Raw genomic sequence first — 21,063 nt, 5'->3', positions numbered from 1 at the left:
GGTACGCCCGGCGCCCCCTGCCCGGCCCGCACCCACCGCGCCGCCGCCCAGGCCCGCCGCAGAGCCGCACCAGGCCAGGGCTCCGATGACTCCTGTTCCTGAGGCGGCTGTTCCTGAGGCGGCTGTTCCTGAGACGGCTGTTCCTGAGACGCCGGCCCCGGAGGCGACAACGTCCGCCGGCGAGCCCGTGCCTCGGTCCGAGGACGACGCGGGCGAAGGTGCCTACCAGCGCGAGGACGACGCGGTGACGGCGCAACACGCGGTCCCGCCGCACGAACCGCGTGCGTACCGCCCCCAGCCACTGACCGCCGTCGACTACACCGCCTACGGCGAGCCGTTCGCGCCCAAGGGCCCGTACCGGCCGCTGGATCCGGCCAGGCGGGCAGGCGGCTACTCGCCGTACGACCCCACCCTGTACGGCCGCCCGGTCCCGAGAAGGGAGCGAAGGCCGAAGTCGTTCATCGGCGCCATCACCATCCTGCTGGCAATCATCATTGGAGGGATCGTCGTGGCGGTCCAAGCCAGGTCGGCCGCCGGAGTGAGCCCGACCATCGTCGGTGGCGCGATGCTGATCACGATCGGCGCCGGCCTGCTGGTCGCGGCCTGGTGGGGCCGCGGGGCCGGGCTGGTGGCCGCCGGGACGGCGGTGGCGCTCATCGTGAGCGTGGGCCTGATGCTGGGCGTCCTGCCGCGGAACATCGGCCCGTCCGAGTGGGCCCCGACCACGCTCGCCGAGCTGAACGCCACCTACGACGTCGGCGTCGGCGACGGCCGGCTGGACCTGTCGGAGCTGGAGTTGCCCCCGGGCACGAGGGCGACCGTCAACGCCGCGGTGTCGGTCGGCGAGCTGGAGGTGATCGTGCCGCCGACGGTCAAGCTGGAGGTGCACGCCTCCAACAAGATCGGCGACATCACGGTCGACCAGTCGGTCAGAGGCGGCGTGGACATCCGGCTGGACAAGGTGCTGGAACCGGAGACCGAGCCCAAGGGCAAGGTCTCGACGATCGTGCTCAACCTGAGGGGCGGGCTCGGCGACATGGAGGTGCGACGTGCCGCGTGAGGTCGAGCGACCCCGCCAGCTCCACAGAACGGACTGGATGGCCCTGCTCAGCGGCGTGCTCTTCGTCGTTTTGGGTATTTTGGTGGTGACGCGCGCGATCACGGACTGGCTGGTCCTGAGCGGCGTCTTGGTGCTGGGATTGGCGCTCGCAGGGCTTGTCGCGATCATCGCACGGGCGGTCCGCGGTAAGTAACCCTTGACCGGCAGTAACACCGGCGTAGGTTCGGGTGTGTCCGCCTTTCCCCTGCTCCTGAGGGAGGACGTATGCCCCGAATCACCGTCACCGTCGACGGAGTCAAGTACGAGGAGGACGTCGAGCCGCGGCTCCTTCTCGTCCATCTACTACGAGAACGCCTGGGCAAGACCGGCACCCCTGTCGGCTGCGACACCAGCAACTGCGGCGCATGCACGGTCATGCTGGACGGCAAGAGCGTGAAGAGCTGCTCGGTCCTCGCCGTCCAGGCCGACGGCTGCGACGTCGTCACGATCGAGGGCCTGGGCGTCAACGGGTCGATGCACCCCATGCAGCAGGCCTTCCACGAAGAGCACGCGCTGCAGTGCGGCTACTGCACGCCCGGCATGGTCATGGCCGCGATAGACCTGCTCAGAGACGATCCCGACCCGTCGGAGGAGAGGATCAGGCACGGCCTGGAGGGCAACCTCTGCCGCTGCACCGGCTACTGCAACATCGTCCGTGCCGTGCGCAGGGGCGCGCAGGAGATGGGACGGGCGGTGACCATGCCGTGAGTGAGATGGACGCCGGCCTGGTGGCCGAGCAGATAGCGGAGAGCGATCAGATCAACGAGCCGGCGGGCGCACTCGAGGTGGGCCGGCCGCGTAAGCGCAAGGAGGATGCAAGGCTGCTGACGGGGCGCACGCAGTGGACGGACAACATCACGCGTCCGGGCGTCCTGCACGTGATGTTCCTGCGCAGCCCGATGGCACACGCCAGGATCACCCGGGTCGACGTGTCGGGGGCACGTGAGCTGCCCGGAGTGGTGGCGGCGTTCAGCGGCCAGGACTTCGCCGCCGAGCAGGGCAGCCTGCCGTGCGCCTGGCCGGTGAGCGAGGACGTGGTCATCCCCGATCACCCGCCCATGGCGGTGTCGGAGGTGCGGTACGTGGGCGAGGCCGTGGCCTGCGTGATCGCCACCGACCGCTACCGCGCGGCCGACGCGCTGGAGGCCATCGACGTCGAGTACGAGCAGTTGCCCGCGGTGCTCGACATGAACGAGGCGCTGACCGCGGAGAGCCCGAAGGTGCACGAGGCGGGTAACAAGGCGTTCAGCACCAAGATCACCTCGGGTGACCTGGAGGCCGCGTTCCGGGACGCGCCCATCGTCATCGACCGGACGTTCCGGCAGCAGCGGCTGATCCCGACGGCGATGGAGCCACGAGCGGTCATGGCCGACACGGACGGCGAGTCGTTCACGCTGTGGTCGTCCACGCAGATCCCGCACGTCCTGCGGGTCATGCTGGCGGTGGTCACCGGTATCCCGGAGCACAAGATCCGGGTGATCGCACCAGACGTGGGCGGCGGGTTCGGCTCGAAGCTGCAGGTCACCGCCGAGGAGGTGCTCTGCCTGCTGCTGGCGCGCAAGCTCGGCAAGCCGGTCAAGTGGACCGAGTCCCGCTCCGAGGGCAACCTGACCGTGCACCACGGCCGCGACCAGATCCAGCACATCCGGCTGGCCGCCGACGCCGACGGGCGCATCCGGGGGTTGCAGGTGGCCCTGCTGGCCGACATGGGCGCGTACCTGATGCTGGTCACGCCGGGCATCCCGCTGCTGGGCGCGTCGATGTTCAACGCGATCTACAAGATGGACGCCTACGAGTTCGCCTGCACCGGCGTGTTCACCACCAAGATGCCCACCGACGCCTACCGCGGCGCCGGCCGCCCCGAGGCGACGTTCGGCATCGAGCGGGTGATGGACGAGCTGGCCGCCGAACTGCGCATGGACCCGCTGGAGGTACGCAGGCGCAACTGGATCAAGCACGACGAGTTCCCGTACACCACGATCTCGGGGCTGACCTACGACTCCGGCAACTACGAGGCGGCGACGGACAAGGCGACCGCGCTGTTCGGCTACGACAAGCTGCGTGCCGAACAGGGCGACCGGCGGGACCGCGGCGACCCCGTGCAGCTGGGGATCGGCGTCAGCACGTACACCGAGATGTGCGGCCTGGCGCCGTCCAGGATGCTCGGCGAGGCCAACTACGGCGCCGGCGGCTGGGAGCACGCCTCGGTGCGCATGCTGCCCACGGGCAAGGTCGAGGTCATCACCGGCACCTCCCCGCACGGGCAGGGACACGTGACGTCGTGGAGCCAGATCGCGGCCGACGCGCTCGGCGTGCCGTTCGACGACGTCACGGTGTTGCACGGCGACACGGCGATCGCGCACAAGGGCATGGACACCTACGGCTCGCGCTCGCTGGTCATCGGCGGCATCGCGGTGCTGAAGGCGGCCGAGAAGGTCAAGGACAAGGCACGCAAGCTGGCCGCGCACATGCTGGAGTGCTCGCCGGACGATCTGGAGTTCGCGGCCGGGGCGTTCAAGGTGCGCGGCACGGACTCGCAGCGGACCATCCAGGAGCTGGCCTTCGCCGCGTTCACGGCGCACGACCTGCCCGAGGGTGTGGAGGCGCGGCTGGACTCCGACGCCACGTTCGACCCGGAGAACTACTCCTTCCCGCACGGCACCCACCTGTGCGCGGTGGAGGTGGACACCGAGACGGGCATGGTGAAGATCCGCTCGTACGTGGCGGTCGACGACATCGGCAAGGTGGTGAACCCGCTCATCGTCGAGGGCCAGGTGCACGGCGGCATCGCGCAGGGCATCGCGCAGGCGCTGTTCGAGGAGGCCGTGTACGACGCCGACGGCAACCTGCTGACCACGACGATGGCCGACTACCTGCTGCCGTCGGCGGCGGACCTGCCGACGTTCACGCTCGACCGGACGGAGTCGCCCGCGACCAGCAACCCCCTGGGGGTCAAGGGCGTCGGCGAGGCCGGAACGATCGCCTCGACCCCGGCCGTGGTGAACGCGATCGTGGACGCCCTGCGCCCGCACGGCATCCACGACGTGGAGATGCCGTGCACGCCGGAACGTGTCTGGCGGGCCCTCGAAGGACGGGCGCAGGAAGGAGCGCGGCGATGATCCCCGCACAGTTCGAGTACGTGCGCCCCGGCTCGCTCGCCGAGGCGTCGCAGGCGCTCGCGTCGGACGAGGACGCCAAGGTCCTGGCCGGCGGGCAGTCGCTGCTGCCGCTGCTGCGGCTGCGGCTGGCGTACCCGTCGACACTGGTCGACGTCGGCCGGCTGGACGAGCTGAAGGGCGTGCACGACCGCGGCGACCACGTGTTCATCGGCGCCATGGCCACGCACGACGAGGTCATGCGCTCCGACGTGGTCAACGCCGGCTGCCCGCTGGTGGCGCTGGCCGCCGCCCACGTGGCGGACCCGGCGATCAGGCACCGGGGCACGTTCGGCGGCTCGCTGGCGCACGCGGATCCGGCAGGCGACATGCCGGCCGTGGTGCTGGCCCTGGACGGTGTGTTCGTGGCCAGGTCGGCGCGGGGCGAGCGGGAGATCCCGGCCGCCGACTTCTTCGTCGACTACCTGGAGTCGTCGCTGGGGCCCGGCGAGATCCTGGCCGGGGTGAAGATCCCGAAGTTGGGCGAAGGCTGGGGCTTCCACTACGAGAAGTTCCACCGCACCGCACAAGCGTGGGCCATCGTCGGCGTGGCGGCGGCCGTCAAGCGCTCCAACGGCGCGATCGCCGAGGCCAGGATCGGGCTGACGAACATGGGCCCGACGCCCGTGCGCGCCCGCGCGACCGAGTCCGCCCTGCAGGGCATGGAGCTGGGCGACCAGATCCGGCAGGCGTGCGAGGAGGCGGCGGCGGACACTTCGCCGCCGTCGGATCTGCACGCCCAACCGGACTTCCGCCGGCACCTGGCCAGGGTCCTGACCCACCGCGCGGTACGCACGGCGGCAGGCACGCCCTGACGCCTGGGGGGTGCCTCTTCCAGGGGCGCCCCCGCCCGTCGTAGTGTCGCAACATCGGCAGAAGGAGCGGATCGATGGCGATGCGGTTCGAGCACGAGTTCACTGTTCCAGTCCCGATCGAGCAGGCCTGGGCCGTGCTGCTCGACGTAGAGCGGGTCGCGCCGTGCCTGCCCGGGGCGGCACTCGACATTTACGAGGGCGACGAGTTCACCGGCAGGCTGAAGGTCAAGGTCGGGCCGATCATGGTGACGTATCGGGGGTCGGCCAGGTTCGAGGACGTGGACAAGGACTCCTACTCGCTGGCCATCCAGGCGTCGGGCAAGGAGGCCCGGGGTTCGGGCACGGCTTCGGCCACGGTCAGGGCCCGCCTGGCGCCGCACGAGGACGCCACCGCGGTGACCGTGGAGACGACGTTCAACGTGACCGGGCGGCCCGCCCAGTTCGGGCGGGGCGTGATGGCCGAGGTGGGCGCGAAGCTCATCGACAAGTTCGCCGAGAACCTGGCCGCGCTGCTGTCCGAGCCCACCGTGGAGCCCGCCCCGCCACAGGCGGCGCAGGAGGAGGAGCGGCACCTGAGCGCCGTGCCCACCCCCGACGAGGACGTACGCCCCGCGGGCACGCTGCGGACGTCGCGTACGCCCGACGAGGAGGCGCTCGACCTGCTGGAGATCGCCGGGCAGCCGGTGCTGAAGCGGCTGGCGCCCGTCGCGGCCGCGATCGTGGGGCTGTTGGTCATCATCTGGGTGATTCGTCGGCTTATGCGCTGATTTTCGGCAAACACTCCATCAAGTCCGGACACTTCCCCCTGCCTGGGGGAAGTGCCATCCCCGCAGGCAGTTGGACCAGCGGGGGGACTTGGGGATGCCGGACTGCAGCGTTGTCGTGATCACGTATAACGACGCGGCCCGCCTGCCCAGGGCCGTGCGCTCTGTGCTCGGCCAGTCACTACGCGACCTCGAAGTGATCATCGCCGACGACGCCAGCACGGATGGCACGCCGGAGGTGGCGGCCCGGCTCGCCGCGCGGGATCCGCGGGTGCGTTACCTGCGCAGGGAGGTCAACAGCGGGGGCTGTGGGGCGCCGCGCAACGACGGGATCGACGCCGCGGCCGCGCCGTACGTCATGTTCCTCGACAGCGACGACGAGTTGCCCAGGCACGCGTGCAAGAGCCTGCTCACCGAGATCGAGCGGACCGGGGCGGACTTCGTGTCGGGGCAGATCTCACGGTTGTTCGAGTCGAGCGGGCAGCTGCGCCCGTACTATCCGTCGTTGTTCGCCCACCGGCGGGTGGTCGAGGGCATCCGCGAGGAGCCCGAGCTGTTCCTGGACAGTTTCAGCACGAACAAGCTCTACGACGTGGGCCGGCTGCGGGACAGGCTGCTGCGGTTCCCCGAGGACATCCACTACGAGGACCACGTCTTCGCCGCCGAGTTGTACGCGGTGTCACGCAGGTTCGCGATCGTGCCGTGGGTGGTCTACCACTGGCACCGTGCGGAGACGAACGGCTCGATCTCGCTGAGCATCGACGACATGGAGAACGTGCGGCAGCGGATCATCGCGGCCCGGCTGAGCGACGACATCCTGCGCGCACACGGGGCCGAGGACCTGGTGCCGTACCGGCAGCGCCGGTTCCTGCGGCAGGACCTGCGGGTCTATCTCCACCCGCTGCCGGCGCGGGACGTGGTGTGGGTCAAGGAGTTCGCCTCGATCGTGCGGCCGTATCTGGAGGAGATCCCGGCCGAGGTGGTGGCCGCGGCCGAGCCGCTCGAGCGGGTCTGCTGCCGGCTCATCCTCGACGACCGGATCGAGGACCTGCGGATCGCGGCAGGCTCGCTGACCGGGGCGCGGGCCGCGCCGCGGGCGGCCGTGCAGCTCGACGGGCGCACGTACTGGGGCACCACGGTCTCGCCCGGGCTGGACATCACCGAGCTGCGGATGGCCGAGTTGCCCTTCTCGGCCGCCCGGCTGCGGCACGAGGCGTCGGAGATCGCCTGCGAGGGCGAGCGGGTGCGGATGACCGTGCGGACGTACGACCCGTTCGGCGTGCTGCCGGTGGACTGGACGGCGTTCCTGCAGCTCGGCAGGTGCAAAGTCCCCATCGAGCCGGAGCCGTCAGGCGAGGGCGGGTACGTCAGCGAGGTCGTCTTCACGCCCTCCGGCAAGTGCGATCCGCGGATCGGCTTCACCAGGACCTCCGACGGGCATACCACGACCGACCGGATCATCGCCGACCCGCACACCCCGCCGATCGAGCTGCCGGGGTGCCGGGTGCTGGTCGAGGGTTATGCCGCGTACCTGTGCGTCCGGCCCGACCCAAGCCCGCGGTCGGTGTGGCGGCGGGTCAGGAAGGCGCTGACGAAGCGGCTCACCGCAGCGGGCGTCAAGCTGCGTGCGTACAAGCTGCTGATCAAGGTGCTGCCGCGGCGGCGGGACCTCGCGTTGTTCGAGTCCGACGTCGGCAGGAGTTGCAGCGGCAGCCCACGCGCCGTCTACGAGGAGCTGCGGCGGCGGAAGCTGCCGATCGAGGTGGTCTGGTCGGTGGCGAAGAACCGCCGGCACTTCCCCCGCGGCGTGCGGCTGGTGCGGCGAGGCAGCTGGCGTTACGTCTGGACGATGGCGCGGGCCGGGATCTGGGTGGACAGCCACGGGTTCCCGCTGGACTACCCGAAGCCGCGCGGCACCCGCTACCTGCAGACGTGGCACGGGCAGGGGATCAAGTCGATCGGCTTCGACGCACCCGACCTGCGAGCCGACTTCGACAAGCCGCGGGCTCAGTGGCGGGCGGCGGTGGCGCGGTGGGACGCGCTGGTGTCCCCCAGCGCGGAGTTCTCGCGGATCTTCGTGCCGTCGAACGGGTACGCGGGCAAGGTCTACCGGTACGGGACGCCCCGGTGTGACGCGCTGGTCAGGGGCGAGGCGGTCGGGGATGTGCGGGCGCAGCTGGAGATCCCGCGCGGGCGACGAATCCTGCTTTATGCGCCTACGTACCGCGATTGGGCTAAAGGGAGTGGCAAGTCCATCCGGGTCGACCTCGAGATGCTGGCCGAGGAACTGGCCGACGACTGGGTCCTGGTGCTGCGTACGCATCCTGTCGAGCGGTACGGCCCGCCCGAGCACCTCAAGCATTTCGTCCGGTCCGCCGGGTCCTATCCCGAGATCAACGACCTGATGCTGGCCTCGGACGTGCTGCTGACGGACTACTCGTCCGTGATGTGCGACTACGCGATCACCGGCAAACCCATGGTGTTCTTCATCGATGACTGGGACGAGTACCGGCTGTCGGAGCGCGGCGTCTACCACGACCTGCCCGCCATCGCGCCGGGGCCGTGCGTCACGATGACCGAGGACCTGGTGCGCGTGATCAGGCGGCTGCCCGAGGTGCACGCGGCCTTCGCCGAGCGGTACACGGCCTTCCGCCACCTGTGGTGCGCCGACGAGCGCGGGGACGCGGCCGCCCGGATCGTGGACGACTTCTTCGGAGCGGTCCGGTGAGCGTGGTCTTCGCCTGCATGGACGCCGACACCCTCGGCGGCATCCAGCAGGTCACGCACACGCTCGCCCAGGGACTCGCCGAGCGCGGCCACGAGGTGCACGTGCTCGGCCTGCAGCGGTCCCGATCACCGTTCACGTACGTGGACCGGCCGCTCTACCACCGCCACGTGATCGAGGCCGACCGGAGACTGCGCAAGCTGCTCGTCGCGATCGGGCCGGGGTACGCGATCATGACCTCGCCCTCGGTGGTGATCAAGCTGTCGGGGCTGCTGCCGGCCGGGTTCCGGCCGATCGGCCAGTACCACGGCTCGTACGACCACGCCCGTGGTTGCTGGCATCTCGGCTCGATCAGGAAGCACTACCCCAAGCTCGATCAGGCGGTCTTCCTGAGCGAGGACGACGCATGGCGTTTCTCGGAGCACGCGCTGCTGCCCAACACGTGGACGTTGCCGAACCCGCTGGCCGGCTGGCCGGAGCGCATGTCCACGCTCGACTCGCCCCGGGTGCTGGGCGTGGGCCGGCTGGAGGGCGTCAAGCGGTTCGACCGGCTGATCAGCGCGTTCGCCCGCTCGGGAGCGCCGTGGCCGTGGCAGCTGCATCTGATCGGCGACGGAGCCGAGCGGGAGCGGCTCCGCGCGCACGCGGCCAGGGAGGGCGTTGATGACCGCGTGGTCTTCAGGGGACTGCTGCCGGCCGCTCAGCTGCCCGCCGAGTATCTCAACGCCGCGATCCTCGGCCTGACCAGCGAGCACGAGGGCCTGCCGATCGTGTTGCTGGAGGCGGGCGCGCACGGGGTGCCGTCGGTGGCGTTCGACGTGTCGGGCGGCGTGCGTTCCGCGGGTCCGGTGCTGGTGCCGCCTGGGGACGTGGACACGTTCGCGGCCGAGTTGGCCCGGCTGGTGAGCTCGGTGGACGAGCGGCGGCGCCTCGGGGCCGCCGCCCGCGCACGGGCCGAGGCCTTCCGCCTCGACCACGTGCTGGACCGCTGGGAGCGGCTGTTCGCCCATATCAGGCGCTAGACGGCCAGCTCCGAGCGTTGCTGCGGGACCCCCGCGAGCGAGCGCTGACGCGAGGTCAGCATGGCGGCCACCGGGCTCGGCTCGCGGAGCCGGTTGAAGCGGTCACGCATGTGCTTGCGCATGCGGCTGGCCTTGCGCTTCTGCATCGTCTTCTGGCAGGCCGTGACGTGCTCCTTGGCCGGCTTGGGCGCGCCGGTCAGCTCGTAGCCCATGGACTCCAGGCGGTCGCCGAGCATGTGCTCGCACAGCGCGATCTCCCAGTCTTCCAGCCGGTTGGCCCAGCTGCCCACCCGGCTGCGGATGACCTCGCCGTGCGTGTTGCTGTGCCAGACCTTGTGCTGCGGCACCGCCACGCTGGCCGCCTCGCGCGGGGAGATCATCGCCGGCGAGAAGTCCTCCTCCAGGAAGTGGCAGAGCTTCTTCAGCTCGGTCGCGGGGTCGTCCGTGAGGTCCTCGTACCGCAGTTCGTAGTACGTGTCGTCGGACAGCGTGCGCCGCAGCCGGCCGCCCGCGTCGATGGCCTCGGCCCAGGTGGAGATGGCGTGGTGGGAGTCCAGCGTGTACCAGGGCATCTCCTTCAGCGAGGCAACGCAGTCGCGGCCGTCCCTGATCAGGTGGATGAACTGGGCGTCGGGGAACAGCCTCAGCAGCATGTCCACCTGCTTGACGTAGCTGGGCCGCTTGTCACCCCAGCGGCTCTTGTCGAACCTGTCGGCGTACATGCGGAAGGCCGTGCCGATCACCGACCCGAGCGAGCCCGGACCGGCCACCGACTGCCTGATGAACTCGTCCTTGTCGATCTTGAGCTCGCGGAACTTCGTGCTGCGATCGGTCGCGATCCACTGCGCCAGGGCGCGGCGGCGCTCGGTCACCCGAAGGTCGCCCCACTTGCGCCGGCGGTAGTAGGCGGGAACGAGGAAGCGGGTCTCCGGCGGCACCGCCATGCGCGGGTGCGAGTGCAGCATGAGCTGGAGCATCGTGGTGCCGGAGCGCGGACATCCGATGACGAAGACTGGCCGGTCGGACATTTCGTACTAACCCCCGAAAACTTAGACGAGAACGTGCTCTCGGCTCTCCTGAGAGGAGGCCACGCCGTGCCTGCGCGTGAAGAGCCACATCCGGTAGACAAGAACGACCTCGTTGGCGAGCAGCAGGACCCCGGCCGCCGCGGCGAGCGGGATCAGCGCCCACGCCCCCGCGAGGGGCGCGACCACGAACACCGCCGCGTGGAACTCGATGCCGCTGATCAGGTGCGAGCGGACTCGGCGCCGGGCCAGGAACCTGTTGAGCCGACGGGGAAAACTGCGGGGACGCGGCGTCCGCTCCAGCGGCATTCGCTCCAGCGGGTCCGGGTCCAGCGCCACCGGGTCCAGCGGGTCCGGGTCCAGCGTCAGCTGGTCCAGCGGCACTTGCTCCAGCGCCTCGGGGTCCTCGTCGAGCTCCGGCAGCTGCCGCTCTTCCCTGACGGCCTCGCGTACGCGCTTCATCTGCGGCGCGTTGACGTACCTGAACAGGTCCAGCACGGCCACCGCCGCGCCGAGGACCACGTAACGCACATCACCGGTCAGCGTGTACTGCCCGTACGCCAGCCCCCCGGCGCACAGGACCACCCTGACGCGGTCCCCCACGTAGTCGAGCCAGAGGCCGAAGGGCGTCCCCGTGCCCTTGAGCCTGGCTATTTTGCCGTCCACGCAGTCGATCATGAAGCTGAGATAGAAGACCACAGCGCCCGCTACGAGCTGGTTCGCCGCGAAACAGGCGGCGGACACCATGCCGAGTACCAGCGACAGCACGGTGAGCCCGTTCGGCGTCAGCCGGGTGTGGTTCGCGACGGGAAGGGCTGCCCGGCAGGCGACCGGGTCCACGAAATACACGGTCCACCAGGAGTCTCTCCGCTTGCGTGTCTCGTAGACGTCATCGAGCGAATAGGTCCTCATGGAGACCAGCATGAACACGACACGCGCTCCTGCGATTACTGTCTGGAACTACTGGGGAATGTCCATGCCGCTTCTTGACCAACCCGGCACCCCCGATGGCGTGAACCGCCACGTCGCGCGCGCCTCCGGGTCCCTGAACCAGTTCTTCAGCACCAGCCCGCGGATCTCCGCCCGTGCCAGCAGCCGCCAGCTCGGGCCGCCGCCGGCCAGCCGCTGCGGGTCGATGGTCACGACGATCCCGTGGCGTCCGGCACGCCGCACCTCCAACGGGATCTTGCGGCGGCCGTCGCTGAGCCACACGTCGATCCGGCCGATCCGGCGGTCGACGCGGTGGATCGTGACCTGCCCGCGCACCTGGAACCCGGCGCCGGTCCACACGCAGCTCTCGATCCTGGCGTGCAGTTTCAGCTCCTCGCGGGCGTCGAACACGGCGTCGGGGATCTTGAGGCGGCGGCTGCGGAAGAACGGGTAGTCGCCGTACCAGCCGGTGTTGCGCCAGCCGCGTGGCACCACGCGGGCGGCGTCCTCGCGGGCGCGCCGGAACGCGCGCACCTTTCGGAACTCGGCCACCAGGCCGCGGCCGATCAGGTGCAACTCCAGGCGGCGCAGCGACGGCGCGCTCTCCAGGACGTTCTGGCCCAGCTCGGCCACCCAGGAGCGGGCCAGGTCGAGCACCGGACCCGGCTCCTCGGCGGTCTCCAGCGCCTGGAACAGGAAGACGATGTCCTTCTCCAGCACCAGCGCGTCGAAGCCGTCGAGCAACTCGGGCGCCCGCTCGTCGAGGAAGGCGCGCACCGCGCGGATGGCGGTCAGCCGCTGATGCAGGTTGGGCAGCTCGGCTCGGCGCTGCGTGATCGAGGTCTCCCCCTCCTCGCGTCTGCGCCAGTGGTAGACGACGTCGCCCAGCATGTCCACGCTGGTGGCCAGCACGTGCGCCTGCATGGCGACCGGCACGTCCTCGTACATGCCCGCGGCGAACTCCAGCCCGGCGCGCTCCCAGAAGTCGCGCCGGTAGACCTTGTTCCAGATCGTGCGGTCCCTGACGAGCACCTGTTTGTCGGTGATGTGGGTGCAGAGCACCGGCCGCCTGAACACCTTCTCGTGCAGGATGGACTCCTCCAGCACGCCGTCGACCAGCCGCCCCACCGCCCCGCACGCGAGGTCGGAGCCGGTCTCGGCCAGCTTGGCGACGAGCCGCTCGTACGCCTCGGGCGGCACGACGTCGTCGGCGTCGGCGAAGGCCAGGTACGTGCCCCGGGCCTGCTTGATCCCCATGTTGCGGGCCGGCCCCGGCCCCTGGTTACGCTGCTCGATCACGGCGAAACGGCGGTCACTGGCGACGAAGTCGTCGACGATGCGCCTGCTGCCGTCACAGGATCCGTCGTCGACCAGGATGACCTCGATGTCGTCCAGCGTCTGGACGGCCAGCGACTTCAGGCACTCGGTGAGGTACGGCTCCACGTTGTAGAACGGGACGACGACGCTCAGGAGGGGGATCATACCGATTTGCTCCTTGGGCCCTCGAGATGGGATCGAGGGCAGCATGCCTTGGAGTCCACGCCCAAGACCTGAGCCTGATGAGCTCTTTACCCCGACCCACAATCCGCTACGTTGTGCAAGAGAAGTATCACGCTTAGTAGGGGGCGGGATGCTGAGAGGCGTCCGGGACGACGATCTGCCGGTCACGCGGCGCTGGCGCAACCACCCGCGGGTGCGGGCCGCCAGCTTCACCACGCACGAGATCGGGGCGGACGAGCATGCCCGCTGGTGGGCCGCGGTCCGCGCCGATCCGGCGAAACACGTGCTGGTCTACGACCACGAGGGGACCGCCGCCGGCGTGGTGACGTACGCGGGGCTGTCGACTGCGAGCGCCTGCTGGGGCTTCTACCTGGACTTCGACGGCCTCGAACGGTCGGGGGCGCTGCTGCGGGCGTGGATCGGCCTGGAGCGGGCGGCCATCGACCACGCCTTCGGGCCGCTCGGGCTGACGACGCTGCGCGGATCCGTGCTGGCCGACAACGAGCCGGTCAGGCTGCTGCACAAACGGTTCGGGTTCGTCGAGGTCGGGACGTACCGGCGGGACGTGGACGGGGTCGCGCGGGACGTCGTGGCCATCGAGCTGAGGAAGGAAGAGTCATGATCTCCATCGCGGGGCGGCCGATCGGGCCCGGGCATCCGCCGTTCGTCGTGGCCGAGCTGTCGGGCAACCACAACGGGAGCCTGGAGCGGGCGCTGGCCATCGTGGACGCGGTGGCGGCGGCCGGGGCGCACGCCCTGAAGTTGCAGACGTACCGGCCGGACACGCTCACCGTCGACGCCGGCGGGCCGGCGTTCCGCGTCGGGGACGGACACGCGTTGTGGGGCGGAGAGACGCTCTACCGGCTCTTCGAGCGTGCCCACACACCGTGGGAGTGGCACGAGCCGCTCTTCGAGCGGGCGCGCTCGCACGGGCTCATCGCTTTCTCCTCGCCCTTCGACCCGACGGCCGTCGAGCTGCTGGAGAAGCTCGACGTGCCGGCCTACAAGATCGCCTCCTCGGAGATCGTGGATCTGCCGCTGATCCGGCTGGCGGCCGGCACCGGCAAGCCGTTGATCATCTCCACGGGGATGGCGTCGACCGGCGAGATCCACGCCGCCGTGGCCGCCGCCAGGGAAGCAGGGTGCACGCAGCTCGCGGTGCTGGCGTGCACGGCCTCCTACCCGGCCGCGCCTGCCGAGAGCAACCTCCGGGCGCTGCCGCTGCTGGCGGCGCTCACGGGGGAGGTGGTGGGCGTCTCGGACCACACCCCAGGCATCGGGGTCCCGCTGGCCGCGGTGGCACTGGGGGCCTGCCTGATCGAGAAGCACGTGACCGCCTCGCGCGCCGACGGCGGGGTGGACGCGGCCTTCTCGCTGGAGCCCGGTGAGCTGGCGGCGCTGGTGACGGAGAGCGAGCGGGCGTGGGAGGCGCTGGGGAGCGCGGTGATCGGGCCGCGGGCCTCCGAACGTGAGGGGCTGCGGTTCCGGCGGTCGTTGTACGTGGTGCGCGATGTGCGGGCCGGTGAGCCGGTCAGCGCGGAGAACGTACGGTCGATCCGGCCGGCCGGAGGGCTGCCTCCGGACGCGGCGCGGGACGTGATGGGGCGGCGCTTCGTCCGGGACGTCCCGATGGGCACGCCGCTGAGCTGGGACCTGATCTAGAGCAGTTGCAGCAGGGCGTCGCCGACACGTTCCCGGCCCCTGCCGTCCACCAGGCCGCGGCCCCGCCGTCCGTGCTCCTCGCGGGCGGCGGGGTCGGCGAGCAGGCGGGCCAGTGTGCCGACGGCCCGCGCGTCAGGCGTGTTGCCGAGCCCGGCCGCGACCCCCCTGCCCACCAGCTCCTCGTATCCGATGAGCTGGTTGCCGGCCACCCAGGTCAGCGCCGCGGGCACGCCGAGGTGGAGCAGCTCCCATATCGCCGAGCCCGCCGCGGTGACCACGAGGTCGGCCGTGGCCATGAGCTCGGGCAGCCGGTCCGTCGGCGGGATCACGGTGATCGCGTCACCCGCCGCGAACGGCTCCGGGCTGACCACCGTGCCCTCGAACGGCACCCCGGTAGCCAGAAGCGCCTCCGCCCACGCGGAGGCCACGCCCGCGCTGTCGGTGCCGCCGAAGAAGCACAACACCCTGGGCACCGCGCCGGCGCGCCGGAGCTCGCGCGGCGCCCGCGTGCACCGGAGCACGCTGTCCCGCAGCAGCACGTAGCGCGCCCCGGCCAGCCGCCGGCCGGCGGGGAAGGGGCGGCGTTCGGCGCCGAGGTTCTGGTCCAGGTAGAGGTCGGCCGCCTGACCCAGCGGGTCGCCGTCGACGATCGCGAGCACCGCCAGGCCGGCGTTCCTGAGCGCCGTCCCCGTACCCTCCGGCAGGTCGTAGGAGTCGAGCACCACCGCGCCCAGCCGGAGCTCGCGGGCCAGCACGGCCAGCCGTGCCGGCGCCCGCGGGGCTTCCAGCAGCGGCAGCCCGCGGTCACGCAACTGCGCCCGTGCCCACTCGGATCCGTCCACCGCACCGAGAAAGACGACGTCCACCCCTCGCGCGCGCAGCTCCTCGGCCAGTGCCACGCAGCGCACGAGGTGCCCGACACCGCGCCCGACCCCGGCGTCGCAGCGAAAGCCGACCCGACCGGTCACGCGTCCTGGAGCGCCTTCTGCTTGACGTGGGCGTTGAGTCCGCACACCTCCGGATGGTCGCGCAGCCAGCTCACCAGCGTCCCGATCGGTACGCATGCGTCGCCCAGCTCACCCACCACCCGCGAGATGAGCCGCCAGTCGTCCTCGGTGTCGAGCGTGACCCGCAGATCGTCGGCGACGGGCTGGTAGGCGAGCCCGAGCAGCCGCGTGTCCCCGGGCTGCTCGTAGACGTAGGAAGTCACGTGCACGCGGTGGTATTCGGTGGCCTCCCGGTCGGCCCGCTCCAGCGCCTCCCGGCTGACGATCTCCACGTCGAGCCCGCGCGGCAGCGTACGCGCCAGGCTCGTGCTCAGGTAGCCGAGCCCGGGCACGGCCTGGTAGACGAGTGCGGCCTCCCTGATCACCTGGGGGTCGAGCAGCGGGCAGTCCGCCGTGAACCGCATCACGGCCTCCCCCTCCCGCTCCTCCAGCGCCTGCGTGAACCGCGTGAGCACATCGTCCACCGGTCCCCGGTGCCAGTCCACGCCGAGGCGGCAGCACTCGGCGACGATCACGTCGTCGACGTCCTCGGTCGTGGTGGCGACCACGAGGTCGTCCACCACGTGCGATTCACGTGCGGCGCGAACCACCCACCCCAGCACCGAACGGCCGCCGCCTCCCAACTGCCGCAGCACCTTGCCCGGCAACCGTGTAGAGCCCATACGAGCCTGAATGATCCCGACAATACGCACAGCAGCCCCATTCCCCCGTGTGACAGTGCGTCATTGACCGATCGCGCTATGCTACCGCCGAGCATGACGGCAACAGCGCGTAAGCGCGATTTCGGGGGACACGTGAGCATTCTCAGCGGATCGTCGATTCTGATCACCGGTGGGACGGGGTCCTTCGGCAAGGCCTTCATCCGCCACGCGCTCGATTCGCTCGGGGTGCGCCGCCTGGTCGTCTTCTCCCGCGACGAGCTCAAGCAGTACGAAACCAGGCAGCTCTTCGGCGACGACGAGCGGCTGCGCTGGTTCATCGGCGACGTCAGGGACCGCGACCGGCTGACCCGCGCCATGCACGGCGTCGACCACGTCGTCCACGCGGCGGCGCTCAAGCAGGTGGACACGGCGGAGTACAACCCGTTCGAGTACGTCCGCACCAATGTCGCCGGTTCACAGAACGTGGTCGAGGCCGCCATCGACTGCGGCGTGCGCAAGGTGGTCGCGCTCTCCACCGACAAGGCGTCCAGCCCGATCAACCTGTACGGCGCCACAAAGCTGGTCGCGGACAAGTTGTTCGTGTCGGCCAACCACTACGCCGCCGCGCACGAGACCCGCTTCGCCGTGGTCCGCTACGGCAACGTCGTGGGCAGCAGGGGCTCGGTGGTGCCGCTGTTCCTGCGCCTGGCCGAGCAGGGCAGCAGCCTGCCGATCACCGACAAGCGCATGACCAGGTTCTGGATCACGCTCGACCAGGCCGTCAGGTTCGTGGTGGACTCGTTCGACCTGATGCGGGGCGGCGAGCTCTACGTGCCGCGCATCCCCAGCATGCGCATCACCGACCTGGCCGAGGCGCTGGCGCCGGACAGCCCGATCTACGAGGTCGGCATCCGTCCCGGCGAGAAGCTGCACGAGGAGATGATCGGCCCGGACGACGGCCGCAGGACGCTGCGGCTCGCCGACCGCTTCGTCGTCCAGCCCACGATCGCGACCTGGGGCTATGAGCCCCCGCAGGCCGGCGAGATGTTGCCGGAGGGCTTCTCCTACCGCTCGGACACCAACGACGAGTGGTTGTCGGTGGACGATCTGCGCACGATGGTGGCCGGTTGATGCTCCCCTACGGGCGGCAGTCGATCACGGAGTCCGACGTCGAGGCGGTGGCCGGGGTGCTGCGCGGCGACTGGCTGACCACCGGTCCCGCGGTGGCCGCGTTCGAGGCGGAGCTGGCCCGCTGGACGGGCGGCGTGCCGTGCGTGTCGGTCACGTCGGGCACGGCCGCGCTGCACGTCGCCTACGTGGCGGCGGAGGTGCGGGCGGGTGACGAGGTCATCACGTCGCCGTTGACGTTCGTGGCCACGGCCGCCACGGCGGCGCTGCTCGGGGCGCGAGTGCTCTTCGCCGACGTGCAGCCCGACACCGGCAACCTCGATCCGGACGCCGTGGCCTCGCTGGCCGGCCGCCGGACGCGGGCGGTGACGGCGGTGGACTACGCGGGCCATCCCGCCGACTACGACGAGCTGCGGGCGGTCGCCGACCAGGTGGGCGCGACGCTGGTGGGGGACGCGGCGCACTCGATCGGAGCGGCGTACAAGGAGCGGCCCGTGGGGTCGCTGGCGGACCTGACGACGTTCTCGTTCTTCCCCACCAAGACCGTGACGACCGCAGAAGGCGGCGCGGTCGCGGCGGCCGGCCCCGAGCAGCACGCGCGGGCGGCCCGCTTCAGGAACCACGGCCTGGTCAGGGACCCGGCCGAGCAACGGGAGCCGGACGTGGGCGGCTGGCACCAGGAGGTGCACGAGTTCGGGCTCAACTACCGGCTGCCCGACGTGTTGTGCGCGCTCGGCATCAGCCAGCTGCGGCGGCTGGCCCGCTTCCGCGAGCGGCGGTGCGAGCTGGTCGCCCGCTACAACCTGCTGCTGCGCGACGTACCAGGGCTGACGCTGCCCGCCCAGCGGGCCTACGTCTCCCCGAGCTGGCACCTCTATCCGGTACGCGTCCGCGACGGGCGGCGGCGCGAGGTCTACGACCGGATGCGGGCGGCCGGCATCGGCGTGCAGGTCAACTACGTCCCGGCGTACTGGCATCCGGTGTTCGAGGACCTCGGCTACCGGCGTGGCCTCTGCCCGCGTGCCGAGGCCTACTACGCCGAGGAGTTGTCGCTGCCGCTCTTCCCCGACCTCACCGACGCCCAGCAGGACCGGGTCGTGGAGACGCTGGCGAAGATCCTGGCCTAACGTTCGGCGAGCAGCAGGCAGCCGTCCTCGCCCCGGTCGACCAGGAAACGCCGCTCCTCGACGGTCGCGACGGGACGCTGGCGGGTCCTCACCAGCGGGAGCAGCGCCTTTCCCTGGTCGATGACGACCTCCCAGCACGACTCGTCGCCGACGCGTTCGTCGACGTCGGCCAGCGGCACCCGGGCGTGGAAGTCCCGTCCGGCCAGCGTCACCGGGAAGTACATCTCCTCGCCGTCGCTCCTGCGTCTCAACCGCAGGACCGGCTCCCCGTCGCCGGCGTCGGACATCTCCCCCGAGAACACCAGATCGCCGCCGTCCACCCGGCACTCCCCGATGATGGCCTCCGCCTTACGCAGCCGCAGGCCCCAGGAGCCCTTGACGCTGCGTACCGGCACGAGCCACACGCCCGACCTGCGGCGCGGCGCCGGTATCTCGGGCGGCAGCCAGCGCGGCCCGCCCACCCTGCCGTCGAGCCGCAGCCCGTGTCCCTTGAGGTCGATCCGCAGGTCCCAGAGGCCACGCCTGGCGAGCTGGGCAGATGTCAACGCGGCCGGGTCGAAGGCGAACGTGAACGGGAACACGTGCTGGGGCAGCGTGTCGCCGTCCTCGTCCGCCACGCTCTTCCATACCGGCGCGGAGCCCTGCTCGGACAGCTGCACGATCTCACCGGTCAGGCGTTCCTCCAGCCGGACCCGTACGCGGACCCGGCCCATCGCGCCGACGTCGAAGCTGCCGACGCCCGCCCAGCCGGCGCCGACCAGCCGGCCGTCCCGCCACTCGAGCTCCACCAGCCTGGCCGACAGGTCCAGCTCGGCCGACACGTCCGACAGCCGTCCCGGCAACCACGGGTGGCGGCCGTACCAACGCCTGCGCATGAACCCGGCCGGGCGCAGGCGGGGCCGCAACCGGCCGTCGCGGACCTGGGCGTGCACGTCGGCCAGCTCGGCCAGGCGGCGCTCGTGCAGCAGGTGGGCCTGGAGCCGGTGCGCGAACGGCACGCTCCGCCACCCTTCACGTGACACGCCGTCGAGATAGCGGACGATCAGGTCGACCAGCGCTGGATCCGCCGACGTGCCCATGGCGGCAACGGCCTCCACCGCGACGCTCATGTCGATGTCCATCGTGTCGCGGTCGAAGTCGGGCTTGAGTCGCGGGGCCCTCCGGGCGAGCAGGTCGGCGGTCTCCAGCACCGACAGGAAGCGGTCGCGCAGGTTGCCCGGCTCCAGGCTGCGCTGGGTGATCGAGGAACCCGGCTCGTCACGCTGCCGCCAGTGGTAAACGACCCTGGACAGCACGTCCACCGAGCGCGCGCCGACGTGGGCGGCCATGGCGACGGGCTGGTCCTCGTACATGCGCTCGGGGAAACTCAGGCCGAGCTCGTCCCAGAAGGAGCGGCGGTAGACCTTGTTCCAGAGCATGCGGTCGCGGATCAGCAGCGGGTGACGGGTGATGTGGGTGCCCTTGACAGGCTTGGCGAACGCCTCCCGGTGTGCCCACGACCGGACCAGGAGGTTCCTGTAGAGGCGCATGACGTTCCCGCAGGCCAGGTCGGAGCCCGAGGCTTCGAGCGAGGACACCAGGCGACCGAACGCGTCCGGGGGCACCGTGTCGTCGCCGTCCACGAACGCCAGGTAGCGGCCGGTCGCCTGGCGCAGGCCGACGTTGCGGGCGCGCCCGACGCCCTGGTTGTCCTGTCTGATGAGGTGGATGCGGGGGTCACCGGCCTGCCTGTCCCTGACGACGGCCGGGCCGCCGTCGTCGCTGCCGTCGTCGACGCAGATCACCTCCAGATCCTTCATGGTCTGGGCGGCGATGGAGTCCAGGCAGGGGCCGATGTACTTCTCGACGTTGCAGAACGGGACGATCACCGAAAGATCCGGCACATGTCCTCCTCTTCGTCTCTTCGTCAACCTCTTCGTCAGTCGCTTCGCCGGCCTCTTCGTCAGCCTCTTCGTCAGTCGCTTCGCCGGCCTCTTCGTCAGCCTCTTCGTCAGCCGGACAACAAGCGGAAGACCTTGCGGGCGACCCGGCGCGGGCGGGCCAGGCGGCGCGAGAGCCGGTAGCCGAGCGTTCTGCGGTAGGCGGTCGCCTTGCGCTGCGTCCTGCGGAGCTTCGACCTGGCCCTGACCAGCTCGCGCTCCCGATAGGACAACTTGGTCTCCAGACGGGCGACGCGCGCCAGGGCGGCGGTGAGCTGGTCGGCCAGACGGTCGCGAGAGCTCAGCAGGTCGCGGTACGTCGGCGCCTGCTCAGCGAGCTCGGCCGGCTGGCCCAGCTCCGCGTCGAGCTTGCGGGCCCGGTCGAGGTCGCCCTGATCGCAAGGCCGACCGGCCATGCCGCACAGGGTCAGCGTCAGCTGGTCCGCCTCGAGCGGCCACGGCCACGGGTGGTGGTGGCCGGCCGCCAGCAGCCTGACCGCGAACCGCCACAGGATCCTGCACAGGACGACGCGGGGCTCCGGGG

General features: G+C 70.8%; 19 protein-coding genes. 12 read left to right on the top strand and 7 right to left on the bottom strand.

Annotated features, from left to right (window positions below):
- The first annotated feature begins 187 nt into the window (after positions 1–187).
- The 8 genes from ETD86_RS39110 to ETD86_RS39075 all read left to right on the top strand — a co-directional run bounded on the left by ETD86_RS39110 (position 188) and on the right by ETD86_RS39075 (position 9,580).
- Positions 188–1,060: a LiaF domain-containing protein gene (locus ETD86_RS39110; RefSeq protein WP_170223494.1), complete on the top strand. Its 873-nt coding sequence runs from the start codon at positions 188–190 to the stop codon at positions 1,058–1,060.
- A gap of 37 nt (positions 1,061–1,097) precedes the next feature.
- A complete protein-coding gene (locus ETD86_RS39105) occupies positions 1,098–1,253 on the top strand; it encodes a hypothetical protein (protein WP_246148922.1) in 156 nt (51 codons plus the stop codon).
- A gap of 71 nt (positions 1,254–1,324) precedes the next feature.
- Positions 1,325–1,807 (top strand): (2Fe-2S)-binding protein, encoded by a 483-nt coding sequence (locus ETD86_RS39100; RefSeq protein WP_138671678.1) that lies wholly within the window; start codon positions 1,325–1,327, stop codon positions 1,805–1,807.
- A 5-nt stretch (positions 1,808–1,812) separates the two neighbouring features.
- Positions 1,813–4,218: a xanthine dehydrogenase family protein molybdopterin-binding subunit gene (locus ETD86_RS39095; protein WP_138671683.1), complete on the top strand. Its 2,406-nt coding sequence runs from the start codon at positions 1,813–1,815 to the stop codon at positions 4,216–4,218.
- Positions 4,215–5,069: an FAD binding domain-containing protein gene (locus ETD86_RS39090; RefSeq protein ID WP_138671677.1), complete on the top strand. Its 855-nt coding sequence runs from the start codon at positions 4,215–4,217 to the stop codon at positions 5,067–5,069. Before ETD86_RS39095 ends, ETD86_RS39090 begins: the two co-directional genes overlap by 4 nt.
- 74 nt (positions 5,070–5,143) lie before the next feature.
- Positions 5,144–5,836, top strand: a complete 693-nt coding sequence (locus tag ETD86_RS39085) for an SRPBCC family protein (RefSeq protein WP_138671676.1) — start codon at positions 5,144–5,146, stop codon at positions 5,834–5,836.
- Positions 5,837–5,930: 94 nt separating this feature from the next.
- Positions 5,931–8,561 (top strand): bifunctional glycosyltransferase/CDP-glycerol:glycerophosphate glycerophosphotransferase, encoded by a 2,631-nt coding sequence (locus ETD86_RS39080; RefSeq protein ID WP_138671675.1) that lies wholly within the window; start codon positions 5,931–5,933, stop codon positions 8,559–8,561.
- On the top strand, positions 8,558–9,580 hold the full coding sequence (locus tag ETD86_RS39075; protein ID WP_246148917.1) for a glycosyltransferase: 1,023 nt from the start codon (positions 8,558–8,560) through the stop codon (positions 9,578–9,580). Before ETD86_RS39080 ends, ETD86_RS39075 begins: the two co-directional genes overlap by 4 nt.
- Here ETD86_RS39075 and ETD86_RS39070 read toward each other — a convergent pair.
- The 3 genes from ETD86_RS39070 to ETD86_RS39060 are packed head-to-tail and all read right to left on the bottom strand — an operon-like array spanning position 9,577 to position 13,017.
- Complete coding sequence (locus tag ETD86_RS39070) at positions 9,577–10,608, bottom strand: sulfotransferase family protein (RefSeq protein ID WP_138671674.1); 1,032 nt, start codon at positions 10,606–10,608, stop codon at positions 9,577–9,579. The genes ETD86_RS39075 and ETD86_RS39070 overlap by 4 nt on opposite strands.
- 21 nt (positions 10,609–10,629) lie before the next feature.
- The gene (locus ETD86_RS39065; protein WP_246148914.1) at positions 10,630–11,517 is read right to left on the bottom strand and encodes a CDP-alcohol phosphatidyltransferase family protein; all 888 of its coding nucleotides are present in this window, start codon (positions 11,515–11,517) and stop codon (positions 10,630–10,632) included.
- 48 nt (positions 11,518–11,565) lie between these two features.
- Positions 11,566–13,017, bottom strand: coding sequence for a glycosyltransferase family 2 protein (locus ETD86_RS39060; protein WP_170223492.1), 1,452 nt, complete (start codon positions 13,015–13,017; stop codon positions 11,566–11,568).
- A 148-nt stretch (positions 13,018–13,165) separates the two neighbouring features.
- Here ETD86_RS39060 and ETD86_RS39055 point away from each other — a divergent pair, with 148 nt between their 5' ends.
- Both ETD86_RS39055 and pseI read left to right on the top strand, forming a co-directional pair.
- Positions 13,166–13,657 carry a GNAT family N-acetyltransferase gene (locus ETD86_RS39055; RefSeq protein WP_138671672.1) on the top strand — a complete coding sequence of 164 codons (492 nt, stop codon included), beginning with the start codon at positions 13,166–13,168 and terminating at the stop codon, positions 13,655–13,657.
- The gene (gene pseI / locus ETD86_RS39050) at positions 13,654–14,697 is read left to right on the top strand and encodes a pseudaminic acid synthase (protein WP_138671671.1); all 1,044 of its coding nucleotides are present in this window, start codon (positions 13,654–13,656) and stop codon (positions 14,695–14,697) included. Before ETD86_RS39055 ends, pseI begins: the two co-directional genes overlap by 4 nt.
- Here the strand turns inward: pseI and ETD86_RS39045 are convergent.
- Both ETD86_RS39045 and ETD86_RS39040 read right to left on the bottom strand, forming a co-directional pair.
- On the bottom strand, positions 14,694–15,665 hold the full coding sequence (locus tag ETD86_RS39045) for a PseG/SpsG family protein (protein WP_138671670.1): 972 nt from the start codon (positions 15,663–15,665) through the stop codon (positions 14,694–14,696). The genes pseI and ETD86_RS39045 overlap by 4 nt on opposite strands.
- Positions 15,662–16,396 (bottom strand): cytidylyltransferase domain-containing protein, encoded by a 735-nt coding sequence (locus ETD86_RS39040; RefSeq protein WP_138671669.1) that lies wholly within the window; start codon positions 16,394–16,396, stop codon positions 15,662–15,664. Before ETD86_RS39040 ends, ETD86_RS39045 begins: the two co-directional genes overlap by 4 nt.
- A 102-nt stretch (positions 16,397–16,498) precedes the next feature.
- Between ETD86_RS39040 and pseB the strand changes: the two genes are divergently transcribed.
- Positions 16,499–17,476, top strand: a complete 978-nt coding sequence (pseB, locus tag ETD86_RS39035) for a UDP-N-acetylglucosamine 4,6-dehydratase (inverting) (protein WP_138671668.1) — start codon at positions 16,499–16,501, stop codon at positions 17,474–17,476.
- Complete coding sequence (locus tag ETD86_RS39030; RefSeq protein WP_138671667.1) at positions 17,476–18,600, top strand: DegT/DnrJ/EryC1/StrS family aminotransferase; 1,125 nt, start codon at positions 17,476–17,478, stop codon at positions 18,598–18,600. The genes pseB and ETD86_RS39030 overlap by 1 nt, the downstream gene beginning before the upstream one ends.
- Here ETD86_RS39030 and ETD86_RS39025 read toward each other — a convergent pair.
- Entirely contained in the window at positions 18,597–20,483 is a 1,887-nt protein-coding gene (locus ETD86_RS39025; RefSeq protein WP_138671666.1) for a glycosyltransferase family 2 protein, read from the bottom strand. The two genes, ETD86_RS39030 and ETD86_RS39025, sit on opposite strands and share 4 nt — an antisense overlap.
- 107 nt (positions 20,484–20,590) lie before the next feature.
- On the bottom strand, positions 20,591–21,063 hold a 473-nt coding region (locus ETD86_RS55860), incomplete at its 5' end, for a hypothetical protein (protein WP_211370592.1).

The organism is Nonomuraea turkmeniaca, assembly GCF_005889735.1.
GTDB classification, from domain to species: domain Bacteria; phylum Actinomycetota; class Actinomycetes; order Streptosporangiales; family Streptosporangiaceae; genus Nonomuraea; species Nonomuraea turkmeniaca.
The sequence above is the reverse complement of the archived record's forward strand: the minus strand, read 5'-3'. Positions and strand labels throughout refer to the sequence as shown.